Below are 14,880 nucleotides of genomic sequence, written 5' to 3'. Positions count from 1 at the left end.
ATGCCCCCCGTCTTCGCCCACGGCCGCCTGCGCCTGTATCTCCTGAAGCTGCTCGACGAGGCACCGCGCCATGGGTACGAGGTGATCCGGCTCCTGGAGGAGCGCTTCCAGGGCCTGTACGCACCCTCGGCCGGCACGGTGTACCCGCGCCTGGCGAAGCTGGAGGCCGAAGGGCTCGTCACGCACACCACGGAGGGCGGCAGAAAGGTCTACTCGATCACCGACGCGGGCCGCGCCGAGCTGGCCGACCGCAGCGGCGAGCTGGCCGACCTGGAGCTGGAGATCCGCGAGTCCGTGGCGGAGCTCGCCGCCGAGATCCGGGACGACGTGCGGGGCGCGGCGGGCGATCTGCGCCGCGAGATGCGGGCGGCCGCCTCGGAGGCGAGGAACGGGTCGGGCACGACCACGCGCAAGAGCGAGCGGCAGGGCCCGTTCGGCGACTTCCAGGACTTCGGGGACAAGGAGGCGTGGCGCGCGGCCAAGGAGGAGCTGCGCCGCGCCCGGCAGGAGTGGAAGGAGCAGGCGCGGCGCGCGAAGGACGAGAGCCGCCGGGCCCGGGAGGAGGCCCAGCGGGCGCGCCGGCAGGCCAAGGAGGCGCAGGAGCAGGCGCGCGAGCAGGCGCAGGAGCAGGTCCAGCGTCTGGCACAGCGGGTGCAGGACCAGGTCCAGGACCACTTCGCAAAAGGCGACTGGCCCACGGGGGTCCGCGAAGGCCTGAGCGAACTGGCCAAGGAATTCGGCGACTTCGGCAAGCACTTCGGCAAGGAGGCGGGCGGCACGGCCCGTTCGGACAGCGCCGGGCCCGAGGTGCGGGTCACCCATGGCGACATCCCCGCGGAGTATCTGCCGTCGTGGAGCCACGAGGACCCGACCGGCGACCCGGGCCGTGATCTGGACCGCCTCCTCGACCGCTTCCGCGACGACATCCGCGACGCGGCCAGGGACCACGGGGTGACGGAGGATCAACTCCGGGAGGCACGGCTCCGGTTGTCGGAGGCGGCGGCGCGCATCGGGGCGTCCCTGCGGGCGCCCAAGGTCTGACCCGCGGCGAGGCGCACGGTGAGGCCCCCGGCGAGGAGGGTCAAGGGGTGTCGCCCCTCGACCCCCACAGGCCAGCCAGGCCCGCCAAGGTCAGGCGAGGTCAGACCGTCAGCACGATCTTGCCGAACTGCCCGCCGGACTCCATCCGCTCGAACCCTTCGCGGGCGCGGTCCAGCGGGAGGGTCTCGTCGATCACTGGGCGCACCCCGGTGGCCGCACAGAACGACAGCAGATCCTCCAGCTCGTCCTTCGAGCCCATCGTCGAGCCGACGATCTTCAGCTCCAGGAAGAAGACGCGGGTCAGCTCGGCGTGCGAGGGACGGTCCCCGCTCGTGGCACCGGAGATGACGACCGTGCCGCCGGGCTTGAGCGACTTGATGGAGTGCGACCAGGTGGCCGCGCCGACGGTCTCGATGACGGCGTCCACCCGCTGCGGCAGCCGCGCACCCGACTCCACGGCCTCGACGGCGCCGAGCTCCAGGGCGCGCTTGCGCTTGGCCTCGTCACGGCTGGTCGCGAAGACCTTTAGACCGGCCGCCTTGCCGAGGACGATCGCGGCCGTGGCGACCCCGCCTCCGGCGCCCTGCACGAGCACGGAGTCACCGGGCCGCACCCCGGCGTTGGTGAAGAGCATGCGGTACGCCGTCAGCCACGCGGTCGGCAGGCAGGCCGCCTCTTCGAAGCTGAGCTCCTTCGGCTTGGGCAGTACGTTCCACTCGGGCACGGTCACCTGCTCGGCGAAGGTGCCCTGGTACTTCTCGGTGAGGATGGACCGGCCCTCCCGGGGCCCGACCCCGTAACCGGCCTGGCCGATGACGGAGTGCAGGACGACCTCGTTGCCGTCCTGGTCGATCCCGGCGGCGTCGCAGCCGAGGATCATCGGGAGCTTGTCCTCACCGAGTCCGACCCCGCGCAGGGACCACAGGTCGTGGTGGTTGAGGGAGGCGGCCTTGACGTTCACGGTCGTCCAGCCGGGGCGGGCCTCGGGGGCCGGGCGATCCCCCAACTCAAGGCCGTTCAGCGGCTGGTCACGGTCGATTCGGGCGGCGTAGGCAGCGAACATGACCTTGACCCTAGGTCCGCGGGGTGCCGCGCGGAACACCGTAGGGCTGTGACACGCGCCGCGCCCCGTGTCCCACGGAGTCGATCCGTGGCGCACGGGGCGCGGTCGGGGCCTGCGGCGTGGTCAGCGTCGGGCGACGCCCTCGGCGCGCGCGGCGGCGGCGACGGCCGCGGTCACCGCGGGAGCGACCCGCTCGTCGAACGGCGAGGGGATGACGTACCCGGCGGCCAGGTCGTCACCGACCACGTCGGCGAGCGCGTCGGCCGCCGCGATCTTCATGCCCTCGGTGATCCGCGACGCCCGCACCTGGAGCGCACCGGCGAAGATGCCGGGGAAGGCGAGGACGTTGTTGATCTGGTTCGGGTAGTCGGAGCGCCCGGTCGCGACGACTGCCGCGTACTTGTGGGCCACGTCCGGGTGGACCTCGGGGTTCGGGTTGGCCATCGCGAAGACGAAGGCGCCGGGCGCCATCGAGGCGACCGCGGGCTCCGGGACCGTACCGCCGGAGACGCCGATGAAGACGTCGGCGCCCGCAAGCGCCGTCTCCAGCGAGCCGGTGATGTTGGCCTTGTTCGTGAGCTCGGCGAGCTCGCGCTTGACGTCCGTGAGGTCCTCGCGGTCCCGGCTGACGATGCCCTTGCGGTCCGCGACCGCCACGTCGCCGAGCCCCGCCTCGAGGAGGAACTTGGCGATGGCGACACCCGCCGCGCCGGCTCCCGAGATCACGGCGCGCAGCTGGCCGAGCGTGCGCCCGCTGAGCTTGGCCGCGTTCTTCAGCGCGGCCAGCGTGACCACGGCGGTGCCGTGCTGGTCGTCGTGGAAGACCGGGATGTCGAGCCGCTCCTGGAGCCTGCGCTCGATCTCGAAGCAGCGCGGCGCCGAGATGTCCTCGAGGTTCACACCGCCGAACGAGGGAGCGAGCCGGACGACGGTCTCGATGATCTCGTCGGTGTCGGTCGTGCCGAGCGCGAGCGGCACCGCGTCGACGCCGCCGAACTGCTTGAACAGGATCGCTTTGCCCTCCATCACCGGGAGGGACGCCTCGGGACCGATGTCTCCGAGGCCGAGCACCGCGGTGCCGTCGGTGACGACGGCCACGACGGACGACTTCCACGTGTAGTCGTGGACGAGCTCGGGATTCTCCGCGATCGCGGAGCACACCTTCGCGACGCCCGGCGTGTACGCCAGGGACAGGTCGTCCTTGTTGAGCACCGGCACGGTGGCCTGCACGGCCATTTTGCCGCCGCGGTGCAGCGCGAAGGCCGGATCGAAGGGCTCTTCGGTGCTTTCGTTGCCGGTATGCGCCGGGCCCGCACTGGCCTGGCCGGAACCGACGTCGCTGCGAGGATTGACGATCTCCGCTGCCACTTGTATTACCCCTTAGGTCTTAATCATCAGTTGAGGGTGGGTCCGCTCCTGGTTGAGGAACGGGCGGGCACCGCGTATGACCCATATGTCGGGTGTCTTGCACTCGTACACGGGTCGGTACGCGACGGGCGCGCCGCACGCGCGCCCTGAGCCCCGGATGAGGGGTGTAAAGAACCTTCTTACCTGACGGACGCCACCCCGGACGAGTCCATTTGTGATCGATCACAGCGCGGTGACATGACTCATAGCCGAGGACCCGGATATTAGGGACCCGACCTCAAGCCGGGCTCAAAGCCGATGGAGGGTCGCTCACATGGTGAGACGCGACCCGTGGGGCCGCAGATCTTCCGGCCGGACAGCGGTCTCACCGCAGATGTTCGCTCGCCCGTTGGCGCGATGTACCGGCCTGTCGGGGTCCGGGAGCGGTACGGGGGTAACCCGTTATCCGATTTTGACATAGCAGGGGCCCTGAATGGCCCGGTCCGAATGGCAAGATGCCGTAATCACACGAGGTCGCGACACTCGAAGGTGTGTGCCGGATCTCTGCATCGGCTACTCCCTCACCCTGCCGGAGGAACCAGAAATGACCGCAAGCACCACCCGTCGTTCGACCGCTGCGAAGTCCGCGAAGTCCCGGATTGCCGTGGTCGGCGCGATCGCGGTCGCCGGCACTCTGCTGCTGTCGGGCTGCGGTGACCAGACCAAGGACAAGAGCGCGCCCGCCGACTCCACCAAGGGCGCCCCCCTCGCGGACAAGCTGCCCAAGCAGATCCGCGACAAGGGTGTCATCACGGTCGGTTCGGACATCGCGTACGCGCCCGTCGAGTTCAAGGACAAGTCCGGCCAGACCGCGGGCATCGACCCCGACCTCGCGGCCGCCATGGGCAAGCAGCTCGGTGTGAAGTTCGAGTTCCAGAACGGCACGTTCGACACCCTCATCACGGGTCTGCGCTCCAAGCGCTACGACCTCGCGATGTCGGCCATGACGGACACCAAGGACCGGCAGAACGGTGTCGACTCCGACACCGGCAAGAAGGTCGGCGAGGGCGTCGACTTCGTGGACTACTTCAACGCCGGCGTCTCGATCTACACGCCGAAGGGCAAGACCCAGGGCATCAAGACCTGGTCCGACCTGTGCGGCAAGAAGGTCGTCGTCCAGCGCGGCACGGTCTCCCACGACCTGGCGAAGGCCGAGGCGAAGAAGTGCCCGTCCGGCAAGACGATCTCCATCGAGGCCTTCGACAACGACCAGCAGGCCCAGACCCGGCTGCGCTCCGGCGGCGCCGACGCCGGTTCGTCCGACTTCCCGGTCGCCGCGTACGCGGTGAAGACCTCGGGCGGCGGCAAGGACTTCGAGATCGTCGGTGACCAGGTCGAGGCCGCCCCGTACGGCATCGCCGTCGCCAAGGGCAACACCCAGCTGCGCGACGCCCTCAAGGCGGCGCTGGACGCCCTCGTCAAGAACGGCGAGTACGAGAAGATCATCGCCAAGTGGGGCGTCGAGGCCGGCGCAGTCAAGGAAGCCACCGTCAACGGCGGCAAGTGACCGCGTCCCTCTCGTCACCCAGCCGTTCGAAAGGCAACACCCGTGTCTGTTGACATCGACAAGGCGGACGGGCCCCAGGACGTCCCGCCCCCCAAGGCGGGACCCGAGGCCATCAAGGCCATCCCGGTCCGGCACTACGGCCGCTACGTGGCCGCCGTCGTCGCGATCGCCGTTCTCGCCGCGATCGTCTACGCGTTCGCCCAGGGCAAGATCAACTGGGGCGCCATCCCGGACTACTTCTTCGACAACCGCATCCTCAAGGGCGTCGGCCAGACCCTACTGCTGACCGCGATCTCCATGGTGATCGGCGTAGTCGGAGGCGTCCTGCTCGCCGTGATGCGTCTGTCGCGCAACCCGGTGACGTCGTCGATCGCCTGGTTCTACATCTGGTTCTTCCGCGGCACCCCGGTTCTCGTCCAGTTGGCCGTCTGGTTCAACCTGGGCCTGGTCTTCGAGTACATCAACCTCGGTCCGATCTACAAGGACTACTGGTCCTCGTTCATGACGCCGTTCCTGACGGCGCTGCTCGGACTCGGCCTGAACGAGGCCGCGTACATGGCGGAGATCTGCCGCGCCGGCCTGCTCTCGGTCGACGAGGGCCAGACGGAGGCCTCGCACGCCCTCGGCATGAGCCACGCCAAGACCCTGCGCCGGATCGTGATCCCGCAGGCGATGCGCGTGATCGTGCCGCCCACGGGCAACGAGGTCATCAACATGCTGAAGACGACCTCGCTGGTCTCTGCCGTGCAGTACTACGAACTACTGAAGTACGCCCAGGACATCGGCCAGACCTCCGGCTCCCCGGTGGAAATGCTCTTCCTCGCCGCCGCCTGGTACCTGATCATGACGTCGATCCTGAGCGTCGGCCAGTATTACCTGGAGCGTTACTACGCCCGCGGCTCCAGCCGCTCGCTGCCTCCGACGCCGTTCCAGAAGATCAAGGCGAACCTGCTGTCGCTCTCGAACCGTAAGGGGGTCACGGCATGACCGCCATGGTGAAGTCCGAGGGCGTCCACAAGTCCTTCGGCAACGTCGAGGTACTCAAGGGCATCGACCTGGAGGTCAAGGAGGGCGAGGTCTTCTGCCTCATCGGCCCCTCCGGCTCCGGCAAGTCGACGTTCCTGCGGTGCATCAACCACCTGGAGAAGATCAACGCCGGCCGGCTCTACGTCGACGGCGAACTGGTCGGCTACCGGCAGAAGGGCGACAAGCTCTACGAGCTGAAGGACAGCGAGGTCGCGCTCAAGCGGCGGGACATCGGCATGGTGTTCCAGCGCTTCAACCTCTTCCCGCACCTGACGGCTGTGGAGAACGTCATGGAGGCGCCGGTCCAGGTCAAGCGCCAGTCCCGGACGCAGGCGCGGCAGCGGGCCAACGAGCTCCTGGAGCGCGTGGGCCTCGCCGACAAGGCGGGGAACTACCCCTCGCAGCTCTCCGGCGGCCAGCAGCAGCGCGTCGCCATCGCCCGTGCGCTGGCGATGGACCCGAAGCTGATGCTCTTCGACGAGCCGACCTCGGCCCTCGACCCCGAGCTCGTCGGCGACGTCCTCGACGTCATGCGTGACCTCGCCGAGTCCGGCATGACGATGATCGTCGTGACGCACGAGATGGGCTTCGCGCGCGAGGTCGGCGACAGCCTCGTCTTCATGGACGGCGGCGTGGTCGTCGAGTCCGGCAACCCGCGCGATGTTCTGACGAACCCGCAGCACGAGCGCACGCAGTCCTTCCTGTCGAAGGTGCTGTAGCTCCGCGTACGCAGAAGGAGGGGGCGGTACGGACACCACGTCCGCACCGCCCCCTCCTGTATGCGCGTATGCGCAGGGCTACTTGACCGCGAGCACAAGCGCGTCGGAGGGCGAGCGCCAGACGGGGCGGGCCTCGCCGAACCCGGCGGCGCGCAGGGTGCGGGCGTGCCAGTCGGCCGACGGGGTCTCGCCGTCGGCGTGCTCCCCGTAGATCTCGAAGCGCTTCGCGGTGGGTCCGGCGAGTACCGGGTCCTTGGCGGCGAGGGCCCACCACTCGGCCCAGTCGAGGGCGCCGGAGGCCTTGGCGCGGTCCATCTGCGCGTGGCGGTGGGCGCGTTCGGCGGCGTTGATCCGGGGCGTGGTGTCGTCGATCATGTGGTCGGCGTTCATGAAGACGCCGCCGTCGCGGACGAGGTCGGCGATCTGTCCGTAAAGGGTGGCGAGCGGTTCGTTGTGCAGCCAGTGCAGGGCGGTGGCGGTCAGGACGGCGTCGTACGAGGTGTGCGGCAGCCGCGCGGCCCAGTGCGGGTCCTTGAGGTCGGCGGTCACGAAGGTGACGCGGTCGTCGTCCGCGAAGGTGCCCTCGGCGATGGCGAGCAGCGCGGGGTCGAGGTCGACGCCGACACTGGTCGCTCCGGGGAACCTCTTCAGGAGCCGGTCCGTAATACTTCCCGTACCGCACGCGAGGTCGAGCACGCGCGGCGCGGGCCCGGCGAAGGCCTCCACCATGTCGAGCATGACCCGCAGCCGCTCCTCGCGGTCGGGCATGTACCACTCCTGCTGCCGGTCCCAGCTGTCCTGCCAGGCGCGCCAGTCGGCCGTGACTCCTGCGGTTTCCGTAGATCCCGTCATCGAGAACCCTCCCGTACGTAATACCCTCGAAGCAAGAGCAGCCATTACTCCCGTCATCGACGAAGATAGACCGCCCCGGTAAGGACTACAAGTGGAACTGGCCTATTACTCGGACTACGCCGTGCGTCTGGTCAACAGCGAGGAACCGGGTCGCGGCAAGGACTCCCTCACCACGGTCGAGGCAGTGCGCGACCTCTTCGGCGCGAACCGGTCGGCGGCCCGGCGCGCCGCGGACGCCGACCTGACGCGCTTCCGCGGCGTACGCGCGCGACTGCGCTCGGTATTCGAGGCGGCGGACGGCGGCGACGAGACGCTCGCGGTCGATCTGCTGAACTCGCTCCTCCTGGAGTTCCCGGTGAGCCCGCAGATCTCCGGGCACGACCACCGGGACGACGACGACCGCCCGTTGTGGCACATGCACCTCGCGGACCACCCGTCGAACGCGACAGCGGGATACGCGGCGATCGCCGCGATGGGCCTCGCCTTCCACCTCACGGAGTACGGCGTGGACCGCCTGGGCCTGTGCGAGGCGTCGCCGTGCCGCAACGCCTACCTGGACACGTCGACGAACCGCTCCCGGCGCTACTGCTCGGACCGCTGCGCGACCCGGGCGAACGTGGCGGCCTACCGCGCCCGCAAGCGCGCCGAGGCGGACCGGTCGGACAGCACGGGGCGCAGCGCCGAGAACGCCCACGCGGCCACGGCCGCCACGGACCGCTGACGCTCGCCCTCCACCCACGGCTTGCGGCGGCGCAGGCGCCCGCGCACCTTGGCGAGCACGAGGTCGTCGGGCACCGCGCCGTACACCTCGCTGTCGCCGCCGGCGTCGGGGTTGTCGCCGAGCACCCACCAACCCCCTTCCCGCCGCGCGGAGATCCGCTTCACCACGAGCAGATCCTGCTGGAAGGGGTGCCGCAGGATGACCACGTCTCCCGGCCGTACCCGGGCGCCGTGCTGCACGAGCATCCAGTCGCCGGGATACAGCGTCGGCACCATGGACGGCCCGTCCACCTCGATGATTTGAAACGGCACCCTGGCCTCCCGCGTCTCCTCTGCCGTCTCAGGCATCAGACATCCTCCCCGGTTCCGCCCGCCGGACCTCCGGTCCCATCCTCCACCAGTCCTGGTCTCACCCTGGACTTTTGTCCTAAGCCCATGGGGGCACCCGAGAAAACCCCTCTGCTACGGAGTAATGTCCCACCTGAGAAGACGATCACGAGGAAGGACAGCTACATGCTTTCCCGCCTGTTTGCCCCCAAGGTGAAGGCCAGCGCGCACTGCGACCTGCCCTGCGGCGTGTACGACCCGGCCCAGGCCCGCATCGAGGCGGAGTCGGTCAAGGCCGTCCAGGACAAGATGGCCGCAAACGACGACGCACAGTTCCAGACGCGCGCCATCATCATCAAGGAGCAGCGCGCCGAGCTCGCCAAGCACCACGTGTCGGTGCTCTGGAGCGACTACTTCAAGCCCCCGCACTTCGAGAAGTACCCCGAGCTGAGCCAGCTGGTCAACGACACCCTGAAGGCCCTCTCGGCCGCCAAGGCGTCGAGCGACCCGGCGACCGGCCAGAAGGCTCTGGACCTCATCGCCGAGATCGACAAGATCTTCTGGGAGACGAAGAAGGCTTGATCTATGGCTAGGCCGTCTGACCTGCGGTTTCGCTGGTCATGTCGCCTACCGGTCCGCACCCGGTCCGCAGGCCGCCGAGAACGGCGTCCATGACGGAGCGGGTGCGGTCCTCTTCGCCCGGCCACAGGTGCGCGTAGATCCGTAGCGTGATGACGGCGGATGCGTGGCCGAGGACCAACTGGACCTGCTTGACGCTCGCCCCGCCGCCGATGAGCGCGGAGACGAAGAAGTGCCGCAGGTCGTGGGTCACCATGTGCGACAACTCGGAGGGCTTACGGCCCTCGCGCCCGGCCTCCTTGTTCTCAGCCGCCTGGCGCGCACGACGAGCGCAATTCCATTCGGTCTTCCAGCGACGGTAGTTGAGGGGCTCACCCTCCTCCATCGTGAACAACCACTCCTTCGATGGGTGCGCGGTGAGATGCGCCAGGAGCGCATCGGTATCCGCCAAGTCGCTGGGATACGACGCTCGTTCCATGCCCTGCGTACCAGCATGGACGGGCTCGCCGGTGGGTCTGGGTGGCGGTCAGCACCACGAACGAGCGATCGCGAACCAAGAGAGAAGGGGCCGCGGCCGCGGCACCTTCCCGCCGATCCCCATGGAACCTTCACGGACCGGTGCACAACCATCATCAAACCGTGGGGATGGTCATAGTTGCGCTGGGCCTCTTGTTTGGTTCGTCACGGTTTATCCAGTGGATTGTCATGTGCGCGAGGACATAGGAATGTCGAGGCGACATCGAACACATGTTGCAACCATCTGTGCGTCGCTGCCGCTGGGCGGGAGCGGCGCGAGAGGGCCAACCTCCCGTTTCCGGGAGGGGCTTGAGAGGGATCCAGCCCTGCCCAAGGGACCCGCAGGGCAGAATCGGAAGGGAAACGTCTTGCCAGGTACGTCCAGACGAAAGCTCATCCTCCGCCGGTTAACCGTCGGCGCCGCAGCGCTGCTACTCCTGGGATCTGGGGTGGCGACCGCGACCGCGGCCGACGGTGGCGGCGGCTTCGACCGCAACCTGAATCCGAACGCCGCGCCGTCGTCCCGACCGGCCGCCGGGCCCGCGCTGAATGCCGTCGCCGCAGCGTCCCGGCCGGTGTCGGGCAAGAGTCCCTCGGCGGGGCCGGGCACGAAGGACGCCTCCGGCGTCTGGCAGATCACCACCCCCAGGGCCAAGTTAAGCAACACCGTGACCAACGCCGACGGCAGCACGGCCGACCTCACCTTCGAAGTCTGGACCGCCGACTCCTCGGGGAACGCCAAGACCCAGGTGAAGATCAGCGACGACCAGTACGGCGTCATGGTGTCCGGCTTCGTCCAGTCCGGTTCCGCCGCCTCCGTGACCGTGGGCGCCGGATGGCTGAAGCCGAACGTTGACTACGTCTTCCACACCTCCGCCTACGCCAAGAGCGGCTTGTACGAGACGTCATGGTCGCCCTGGGCCCGGTTCCGCGTCACGATGCCCGTCGACCTGACCCTGCCCAACCCCAATGCCTCGGCTCCGAACCCGGACCAGTCCGCCCAGGCGTACACGAACACGATGGCTCCGTCCTCTCCGTGGACGACCACGGCCGCTCCGAGCCGGGAGCGCTCCATTGCTCCCGGGACGTTCAAGACCCACTGCACCACCTCCTCGGACGGAGTGAAGGTGTGCGGCAAGGCTGAACCCTACGACGGCCGCAACTTCACCCTCCACCGCAGCGTCGGCGTGCAGCCGAAGGTCGCCGCGCAGTCGTCCCTGGTCAGCGGCTGCGACCCGGCCAACCCGCAGAAGGGGCTGTGGACCACGCGCTTCGAGGAGTGCTCGACGTTCACCATGTCTTGGGAGGCGAGCCTTAACGATGTCCCCGTCGGCACCGTGAAGGCGCTGGTGGTCAACGAGCGTCAACTAGACCCGAAGTCCGGGAACATCACCGAACGGATCAACGTCACCGACGTGGACGTTCCGACAACCATCCCCGCGTTCACCCTGGACGCCCCGAAGATCGACTGCGAGCCCTCCGGGAACTGCGGCGTTCAGAACGTCAGCGGCTGGACGGGCGCGGCCGCATGGGTACCCGGCGACCACCACAGCGTGTCCGCGGACGCCTCCTACCTCTGGGCGCCCGACATGACCGGACCGGGCACCACCAGTCCCCAGGTGATGAAGCTCGGCGTCGCGGTCGCGCTACAGGGCAACCCGCAGATCCCGGGCCAGACGGTGCAGTCGTCCCCCGCGGTCTTCATGGACGTCGCGGGCGGTGACCTGGAGAACGGCGGAGCCCCCGACCAGATCCGATGCGACAATACAAAGATCATCAACACGGTGCCGACGACCGGCTGTGTGTTCCACAACTACGTGTCGACCTACACCTTCAACGCGGCGAAGTACCCGCAGGCCTCGTCGCACGCCTGGCTGATCCAGCACAAGCTGGCCAACCATCCCGGCAGCAAGGCCGACAGCAAGCCGCTGTACTTCCTGCCCGACGGTGACATCAGCGGCAACCGGACGGTGATCTGCCCCACCGGATGGGCGGCGGCCAACGGTGACACCAGTGCCCTCAACGGCACGACGGACAAGGCGCTGAACTGCGACGAGTTCGCGTTCAACGCCACGTACAACAGTGGCGGGATGCCCTCGCTCGCGGGTGGCCTGAACCCGGTCAGCAGTGGGGACGCCTGCGTTCAGACCCTTGCGAGCAAACAGGGCAGCACCGTTCACCTGTTCAACATCGACGGCCACACGCCGGTGTGGAAGGAGGTCTGCGGACGGTCCGCGATCTCCGGGAACGACAACAGCGGTTCGATGGCCGGGTTCGGGGCCTTCAACGCGAACCAGCGACTGCTGGACCGTGACCCGTACTGGCTGAACACGAACATGAACGCGGCGTGCTCCGCCGACAGCACGACCGTGAAGTGCACCATGACCGCGAAGAACCAGTAGCACCACCCCGCTCACAGGAGGCGCCGCGCCGAGAGGGCGCGGCGCCTCCCGGCTGCTACCGGTTCACACCGGCGAGGGCAGGTGCACCGCGGGCAACAGCCCCAGCTCGATCTCCCGACGCGGCAGCGACAGCCCGAGATGCTCGCCCACCGCCGCGAACAGCCGCTTCGCCAACTCCTCGTCCTCGTCCTCGGGGTCCTCGCAGCCGGGGAAGGTGTCCCGCACCGCCCCGGCCCGGCGCATGGCCGCGTCCAGCGCGGCGAACGTCCCGAACCGGTCCCCGGGCGGGACCGCGGTCCCCAGCAGACTGTCACCAGGCTCGCCGGAACTCACTTCGCCGGCTGCGTCGACGTAGCACACCCACGGGGACTCGTGCAGGAAGCGGTCCAGGCAGACGAGTTCGTCACCCTGCTCCACCAAGGTGTCCTGGCCCAGCCGGTCGAGGAAGACGAGGTGCCAGGTGGACCGCTCGACCTCCAGGACATACGTCCACTCGCCGCTCCGGCCGAACATCGCCACACTGTCGCCCAGGCTCACGCTCATCCTGTCGAAGTCCTTGAACTGTGGCGGCCGTTCGGCCAGGCCGCGGTCGGCGCCGAGGCGCACCACGAAGTCCACCGGGTCCACGCCACGCACCGCCGTGAGGCTGATGTCCGAGAGCATCCCGTCCTTGACGATCGCACCGCTGTACCAGTGCTCGCCGATCCACGCCAAGCCGTTGTCCGTCACCGCGGCAACCCCTTTCCTCGACCTTCGTGCACACGCTACTGACCTCGGTTCGGCCGCGTGATCTATCGGGAAGTCCGGTCCGCCGGCCGATGAGGCCGCGGCATGCGGAGCCGGGTGCTGTCGGCGTTTTCGGCCCGCTCGGGTAGCGTCGCCTGGATGGACCACTCGCGCCCCCGCCTCCTCTACGTAACCGATCTCGCGTACCCGGCCCGTGGCCGTCGGTACTGCGACGAGGACATAGCTCTCTCGGCGCGGCTGCGCGAGGAGTTCGACGTGGCCCTGTGTCATCCGCTGGACGCCGCCGCACTGATGGACGGCTTCGACGCGGTCGTCGTGCGCAACAGCGGGCCCGTGCTGCACTACCAGGCCGCGTACGACGCGTTCCGCGAGCAGGCCCTGGCGCGCGGGGTGCGGGTCTTCAACGAGCTGTCCGGGAAGGCGGACATGGCGGGCAAGGGGTACCTGCTCGACCTGACCGCGGCCGGGTATCCGGTCATCCCGACCGTCGGCCGCGCCGCCGACCTCCCTCTGCTGCCCGAGGCGGACGAGTACGTGGTCAAGCCGTTGCTCGGCGCCGACTCCATCGGCCTTGAGTTCGTCGGCCGCGAGGCGCTGCCCGGCCTGGAGTTCGACGGCATCCTCGTCCAGCCGCGGATCCGCTTCCGGTACGAGGTGTCGTTCTACTTCGTCGACCGGAGCCTCCAGTACGCCCTGTACGCGCCCCGGCCGGACGAGCGGTGGGTCCTCGAACCGTACGAACCCACCGGCGCGGACCGGGAGTTCGCGCAGAAGTTCGTCGACTGGAACACCATCGGCCACGGCATCCAGCGGGTGGACGCGTGCCGCACGCCGGAGGGTGAGCTGCTCCTGGTCGAGCTGGAGGACCTCAACCCGTATCTGTCCCTGGACCTGGTCGACGCGGGCACGCGGGACGCGTTCGTGGCGGCGATGGCGGACTCGCTGCGGGGGCTACTGGCCGACCGGGCCTGACGGCGACGCGAGCCAGGTGAAGCGGGGTTTGTCCTTCGACCGTGCTCCCAGGCGCCTCTGGAAGCGGATCGCGCCGTCGTTCCAGACGGGTGTCTGCCACTGGATCCCGACGATCCCCAGGGCTCGGGCCTCGGCCGCCACGGCGTCCATGAGGAGCGGTCCGAGGCCGAGTCCGCGGTGGCCGGGGCGCAGGTACAGGCAGTCCATGTGCAGGTATTCGTACCCGTCCCAGGTGGAGATCGCGGGCTCGCAGGTGGCGTAGCCGACGAGCGTGGCGTCCGCGCGTTCGGCGACCAGGCAGCGCAGGCGGGGGCCGGCGGCGGTGAACAGGAGCGCGTGCAGCCGGTCGGCGAGGCCGGGGCCGGCGGGGCCGCCTTTCTCGAACGCGGCGTGTTCCGCGGCGGGTCGGGCCACTGCGGGCAGGTCGCCGGGCGGGCGCGGCGCACGCTCACCTGGGCGTCGGTCACCGGGCGTCCTCTTCGGTGACGTCCGCGGACCGGGCGGCGAGGCGATCCGCGAGGGGGCCTTCGCCGTCGACCACGTGGCGGGTGAACGCGCTGCGCTCGTGGGCGAGCACGGCCGCCTCCCGGACGCAGGGGGCGAGGCCGGTACGGCCGGGCCGCAGCAGCTCCGGACGTCCTGCCGGTCCGGTGAAGACCGCCAGGTCGGACATGTGGCCCTCGATCCAGGTGTGGACGAGGACGTAGTCGCCGTCTCCCCCGGCGTGCAGCAGGACCACGGCGAGGCCGAGCGAGCCCCGGACGGCGCCGAGCGCCAGGTGGGCGTCGACGAGCGGCATGACGGCGGCGGCGTCCCGCTCCGTCACCGCGCGTCCCGGTGCCTCGATGGCGTACGTCTTGACGACATGACCGGCGCGCTCCCCGCTGCCCAGCGGGCGTACGGCACGCGCGTGGTGACCGTCGGCGAGGGCGAGGAGCGCGCCCTGGTCGACGGCCACCGGGAGGGCCGGTGCTGCGGCTGTGGTGACCGGGCGATCGGGCG

General features: G+C 69.2%; 15 protein-coding genes and 1 pseudogene. 8 read left to right on the top strand and 8 right to left on the bottom strand.

All coding sequences use genetic code 11. The annotated features are described in order from the left end of the window. Positions 1-1,041, top strand: a complete 1,041-nt coding sequence (locus tag AC07EJ_RS08665) for a PadR family transcriptional regulator (protein WP_478883982.1) — start codon at positions 1-3, stop codon at positions 1,039-1,041. 100 nt (positions 1,042-1,141) lie between these two features. Here AC07EJ_RS08665 and AC07EJ_RS08660 read toward each other — a convergent pair whose 3' ends face one another. After that, positions 1,142-2,104 carry a zinc-binding dehydrogenase gene (locus AC07EJ_RS08660; protein ID WP_389478121.1) on the bottom strand — a complete coding sequence of 321 codons (963 nt, stop codon included), beginning with the start codon at positions 2,102-2,104 and terminating at the stop codon, positions 1,142-1,144. Between the two features lie 123 nt (positions 2,105-2,227). Further along, on the bottom strand, positions 2,228-3,472 hold the full coding sequence (locus AC07EJ_RS08655) for an NAD(P)-dependent malic enzyme (RefSeq protein ID WP_389478120.1): 1,245 nt from the start codon (positions 3,470-3,472) through the stop codon (positions 2,228-2,230). A gap of 583 nt (positions 3,473-4,055) precedes the next feature. On the opposite strand from AC07EJ_RS08655, the gene AC07EJ_RS08650 reads away from it, so the two are divergent. The 3 genes from AC07EJ_RS08650 to AC07EJ_RS08640 are packed head-to-tail and all read left to right on the top strand — an operon-like array spanning position 4,056 to position 6,763. Further along, positions 4,056-5,018, top strand: a complete 963-nt coding sequence (locus tag AC07EJ_RS08650) for an ABC transporter substrate-binding protein (protein ID WP_389478118.1) — start codon at positions 4,056-4,058, stop codon at positions 5,016-5,018. Between the two features lie 42 nt (positions 5,019-5,060). Next, entirely contained in the window at positions 5,061-6,005 is a 945-nt protein-coding gene (locus AC07EJ_RS08645) for an amino acid ABC transporter permease (protein ID WP_478883981.1), read from the top strand. After that, complete coding sequence (locus AC07EJ_RS08640; RefSeq protein ID WP_393582417.1) at positions 6,002-6,763, top strand: amino acid ABC transporter ATP-binding protein; 762 nt, start codon at positions 6,002-6,004, stop codon at positions 6,761-6,763. Before AC07EJ_RS08645 ends, AC07EJ_RS08640 begins: the two co-directional genes overlap by 4 nt. A gap of 78 nt (positions 6,764-6,841) precedes the next feature. Here AC07EJ_RS08640 and AC07EJ_RS08635 read toward each other — a convergent pair whose 3' ends face one another. Next, a complete protein-coding gene (locus tag AC07EJ_RS08635; RefSeq protein WP_478883980.1) occupies positions 6,842-7,615 on the bottom strand; it encodes a class I SAM-dependent methyltransferase in 774 nt (257 codons plus the stop codon). Positions 7,616-7,706: 91 nt separating this feature from the next. Here AC07EJ_RS08635 and AC07EJ_RS08630 point away from each other — a divergent pair, with 91 nt between their 5' ends. Next, a complete protein-coding gene (locus tag AC07EJ_RS08630; RefSeq protein ID WP_389478114.1) occupies positions 7,707-8,336 on the top strand; it encodes a CGNR zinc finger domain-containing protein in 630 nt (209 codons plus the stop codon). On the opposite strand, the gene sodX is transcribed toward AC07EJ_RS08630, so the two are convergent. Continuing rightward, positions 8,240-8,683 (bottom strand): nickel-type superoxide dismutase maturation protease, encoded by a 444-nt coding sequence (gene sodX / locus AC07EJ_RS08625; protein WP_389478112.1) that lies wholly within the window; start codon positions 8,681-8,683, stop codon positions 8,240-8,242. The genes AC07EJ_RS08630 and sodX overlap by 97 nt on opposite strands. 165 nt (positions 8,684-8,848) lie before the next feature. On the opposite strand from sodX, the gene sodN reads away from it, so the two are divergent. Then, the gene (gene sodN / locus AC07EJ_RS08620) at positions 8,849-9,244 is read left to right on the top strand and encodes a superoxide dismutase, Ni (protein WP_389478110.1); all 396 of its coding nucleotides are present in this window, start codon (positions 8,849-8,851) and stop codon (positions 9,242-9,244) included. A gap of 7 nt (positions 9,245-9,251) precedes the next feature. Here sodN and AC07EJ_RS08615 read toward each other — a convergent pair. Then, positions 9,252-9,686 (bottom strand): annotated as a pseudogene (locus AC07EJ_RS08615) (tyrosine-type recombinase/integrase); the annotation flags it as partial. Between the two features lie 520 nt (positions 9,687-10,206). Between AC07EJ_RS08615 and AC07EJ_RS08610 the strand changes: the two are divergent. Beyond that, the gene (locus AC07EJ_RS08610; protein WP_478883979.1) at positions 10,207-12,159 is read left to right on the top strand and encodes a hypothetical protein; all 1,953 of its coding nucleotides are present in this window, start codon (positions 10,207-10,209) and stop codon (positions 12,157-12,159) included. A 63-nt stretch (positions 12,160-12,222) separates the two neighbouring features. On the opposite strand, the gene AC07EJ_RS08605 is transcribed toward AC07EJ_RS08610, so the two are convergent. After that, a complete protein-coding gene (locus AC07EJ_RS08605; protein WP_478883978.1) occupies positions 12,223-12,888 on the bottom strand; it encodes a hypothetical protein in 666 nt (221 codons plus the stop codon). Positions 12,889-13,044: 156 nt separating this feature from the next. Here AC07EJ_RS08605 and AC07EJ_RS08600 point away from each other — a divergent pair, with 156 nt between their 5' ends. Further along, positions 13,045-13,878, top strand: coding sequence for an ATP-grasp domain-containing protein (locus AC07EJ_RS08600; RefSeq protein ID WP_389478105.1), 834 nt, complete (start codon positions 13,045-13,047; stop codon positions 13,876-13,878). On the opposite strand, the gene AC07EJ_RS08595 is transcribed toward AC07EJ_RS08600, so the two are convergent. Both AC07EJ_RS08595 and AC07EJ_RS08590 read right to left on the bottom strand, forming a co-directional pair. Next, positions 13,858-14,292, bottom strand: a complete 435-nt coding sequence (locus AC07EJ_RS08595) for a GNAT family N-acetyltransferase (protein WP_389478104.1) — start codon at positions 14,290-14,292, stop codon at positions 13,858-13,860. The genes AC07EJ_RS08600 and AC07EJ_RS08595 overlap by 21 nt on opposite strands. A 49-nt stretch (positions 14,293-14,341) precedes the next feature. Continuing rightward, positions 14,342-14,836 carry a hypothetical protein gene (locus AC07EJ_RS08590; protein WP_393582408.1) on the bottom strand — a complete coding sequence of 165 codons (495 nt, stop codon included), beginning with the start codon at positions 14,834-14,836 and terminating at the stop codon, positions 14,342-14,344. Positions 14,837-14,880: the final 44 nt, after the last annotated feature.

The sequence above is a fragment of the Streptomyces sp. NPDC045026 genome (genome assembly GCF_056432625.1).
The sequence above is the reverse complement of the archived record's forward strand: the minus strand, read 5'-3'. Positions and strand labels throughout refer to the sequence as shown.

Excerpts from the sequence above, each read along its gene's own strand:
- AC07EJ_RS08600 (WP_389478105.1), top strand. The coding sequence starts at position 13,045 with ATGGACCACTCGCGCCCCCGCCTCCTCTACGTAACCGATCTCGCGTAC.
- AC07EJ_RS08665 (WP_478883982.1), top strand. The coding sequence starts at position 1 with ATGCCCCCCGTCTTCGCCCACGGCCGCCTGCGCCTGTATCTCCTGAAG.
- AC07EJ_RS08650 (WP_389478118.1), top strand. The coding sequence starts at position 4,056 with ATGACCGCAAGCACCACCCGTCGTTCGACCGCTGCGAAGTCCGCGAAG.
- sodX (WP_389478112.1), bottom strand. The coding sequence starts at position 8,683 with ATGCCTGAGACGGCAGAGGAGACGCGGGAGGCCAGGGTGCCGTTTCAA.
- AC07EJ_RS08640 (WP_393582417.1), top strand. The coding sequence starts at position 6,002 with ATGACCGCCATGGTGAAGTCCGAGGGCGTCCACAAGTCCTTCGGCAAC.
- AC07EJ_RS08660 (WP_389478121.1), bottom strand. The coding sequence starts at position 2,104 with ATGTTCGCTGCCTACGCCGCCCGAATCGACCGTGACCAGCCGCTGAAC.
- sodN (WP_389478110.1), top strand. The coding sequence starts at position 8,849 with ATGCTTTCCCGCCTGTTTGCCCCCAAGGTGAAGGCCAGCGCGCACTGC.
- AC07EJ_RS08635 (WP_478883980.1), bottom strand. The coding sequence starts at position 7,615 with ATGACGGGATCTACGGAAACCGCAGGAGTCACGGCCGACTGGCGCGCC.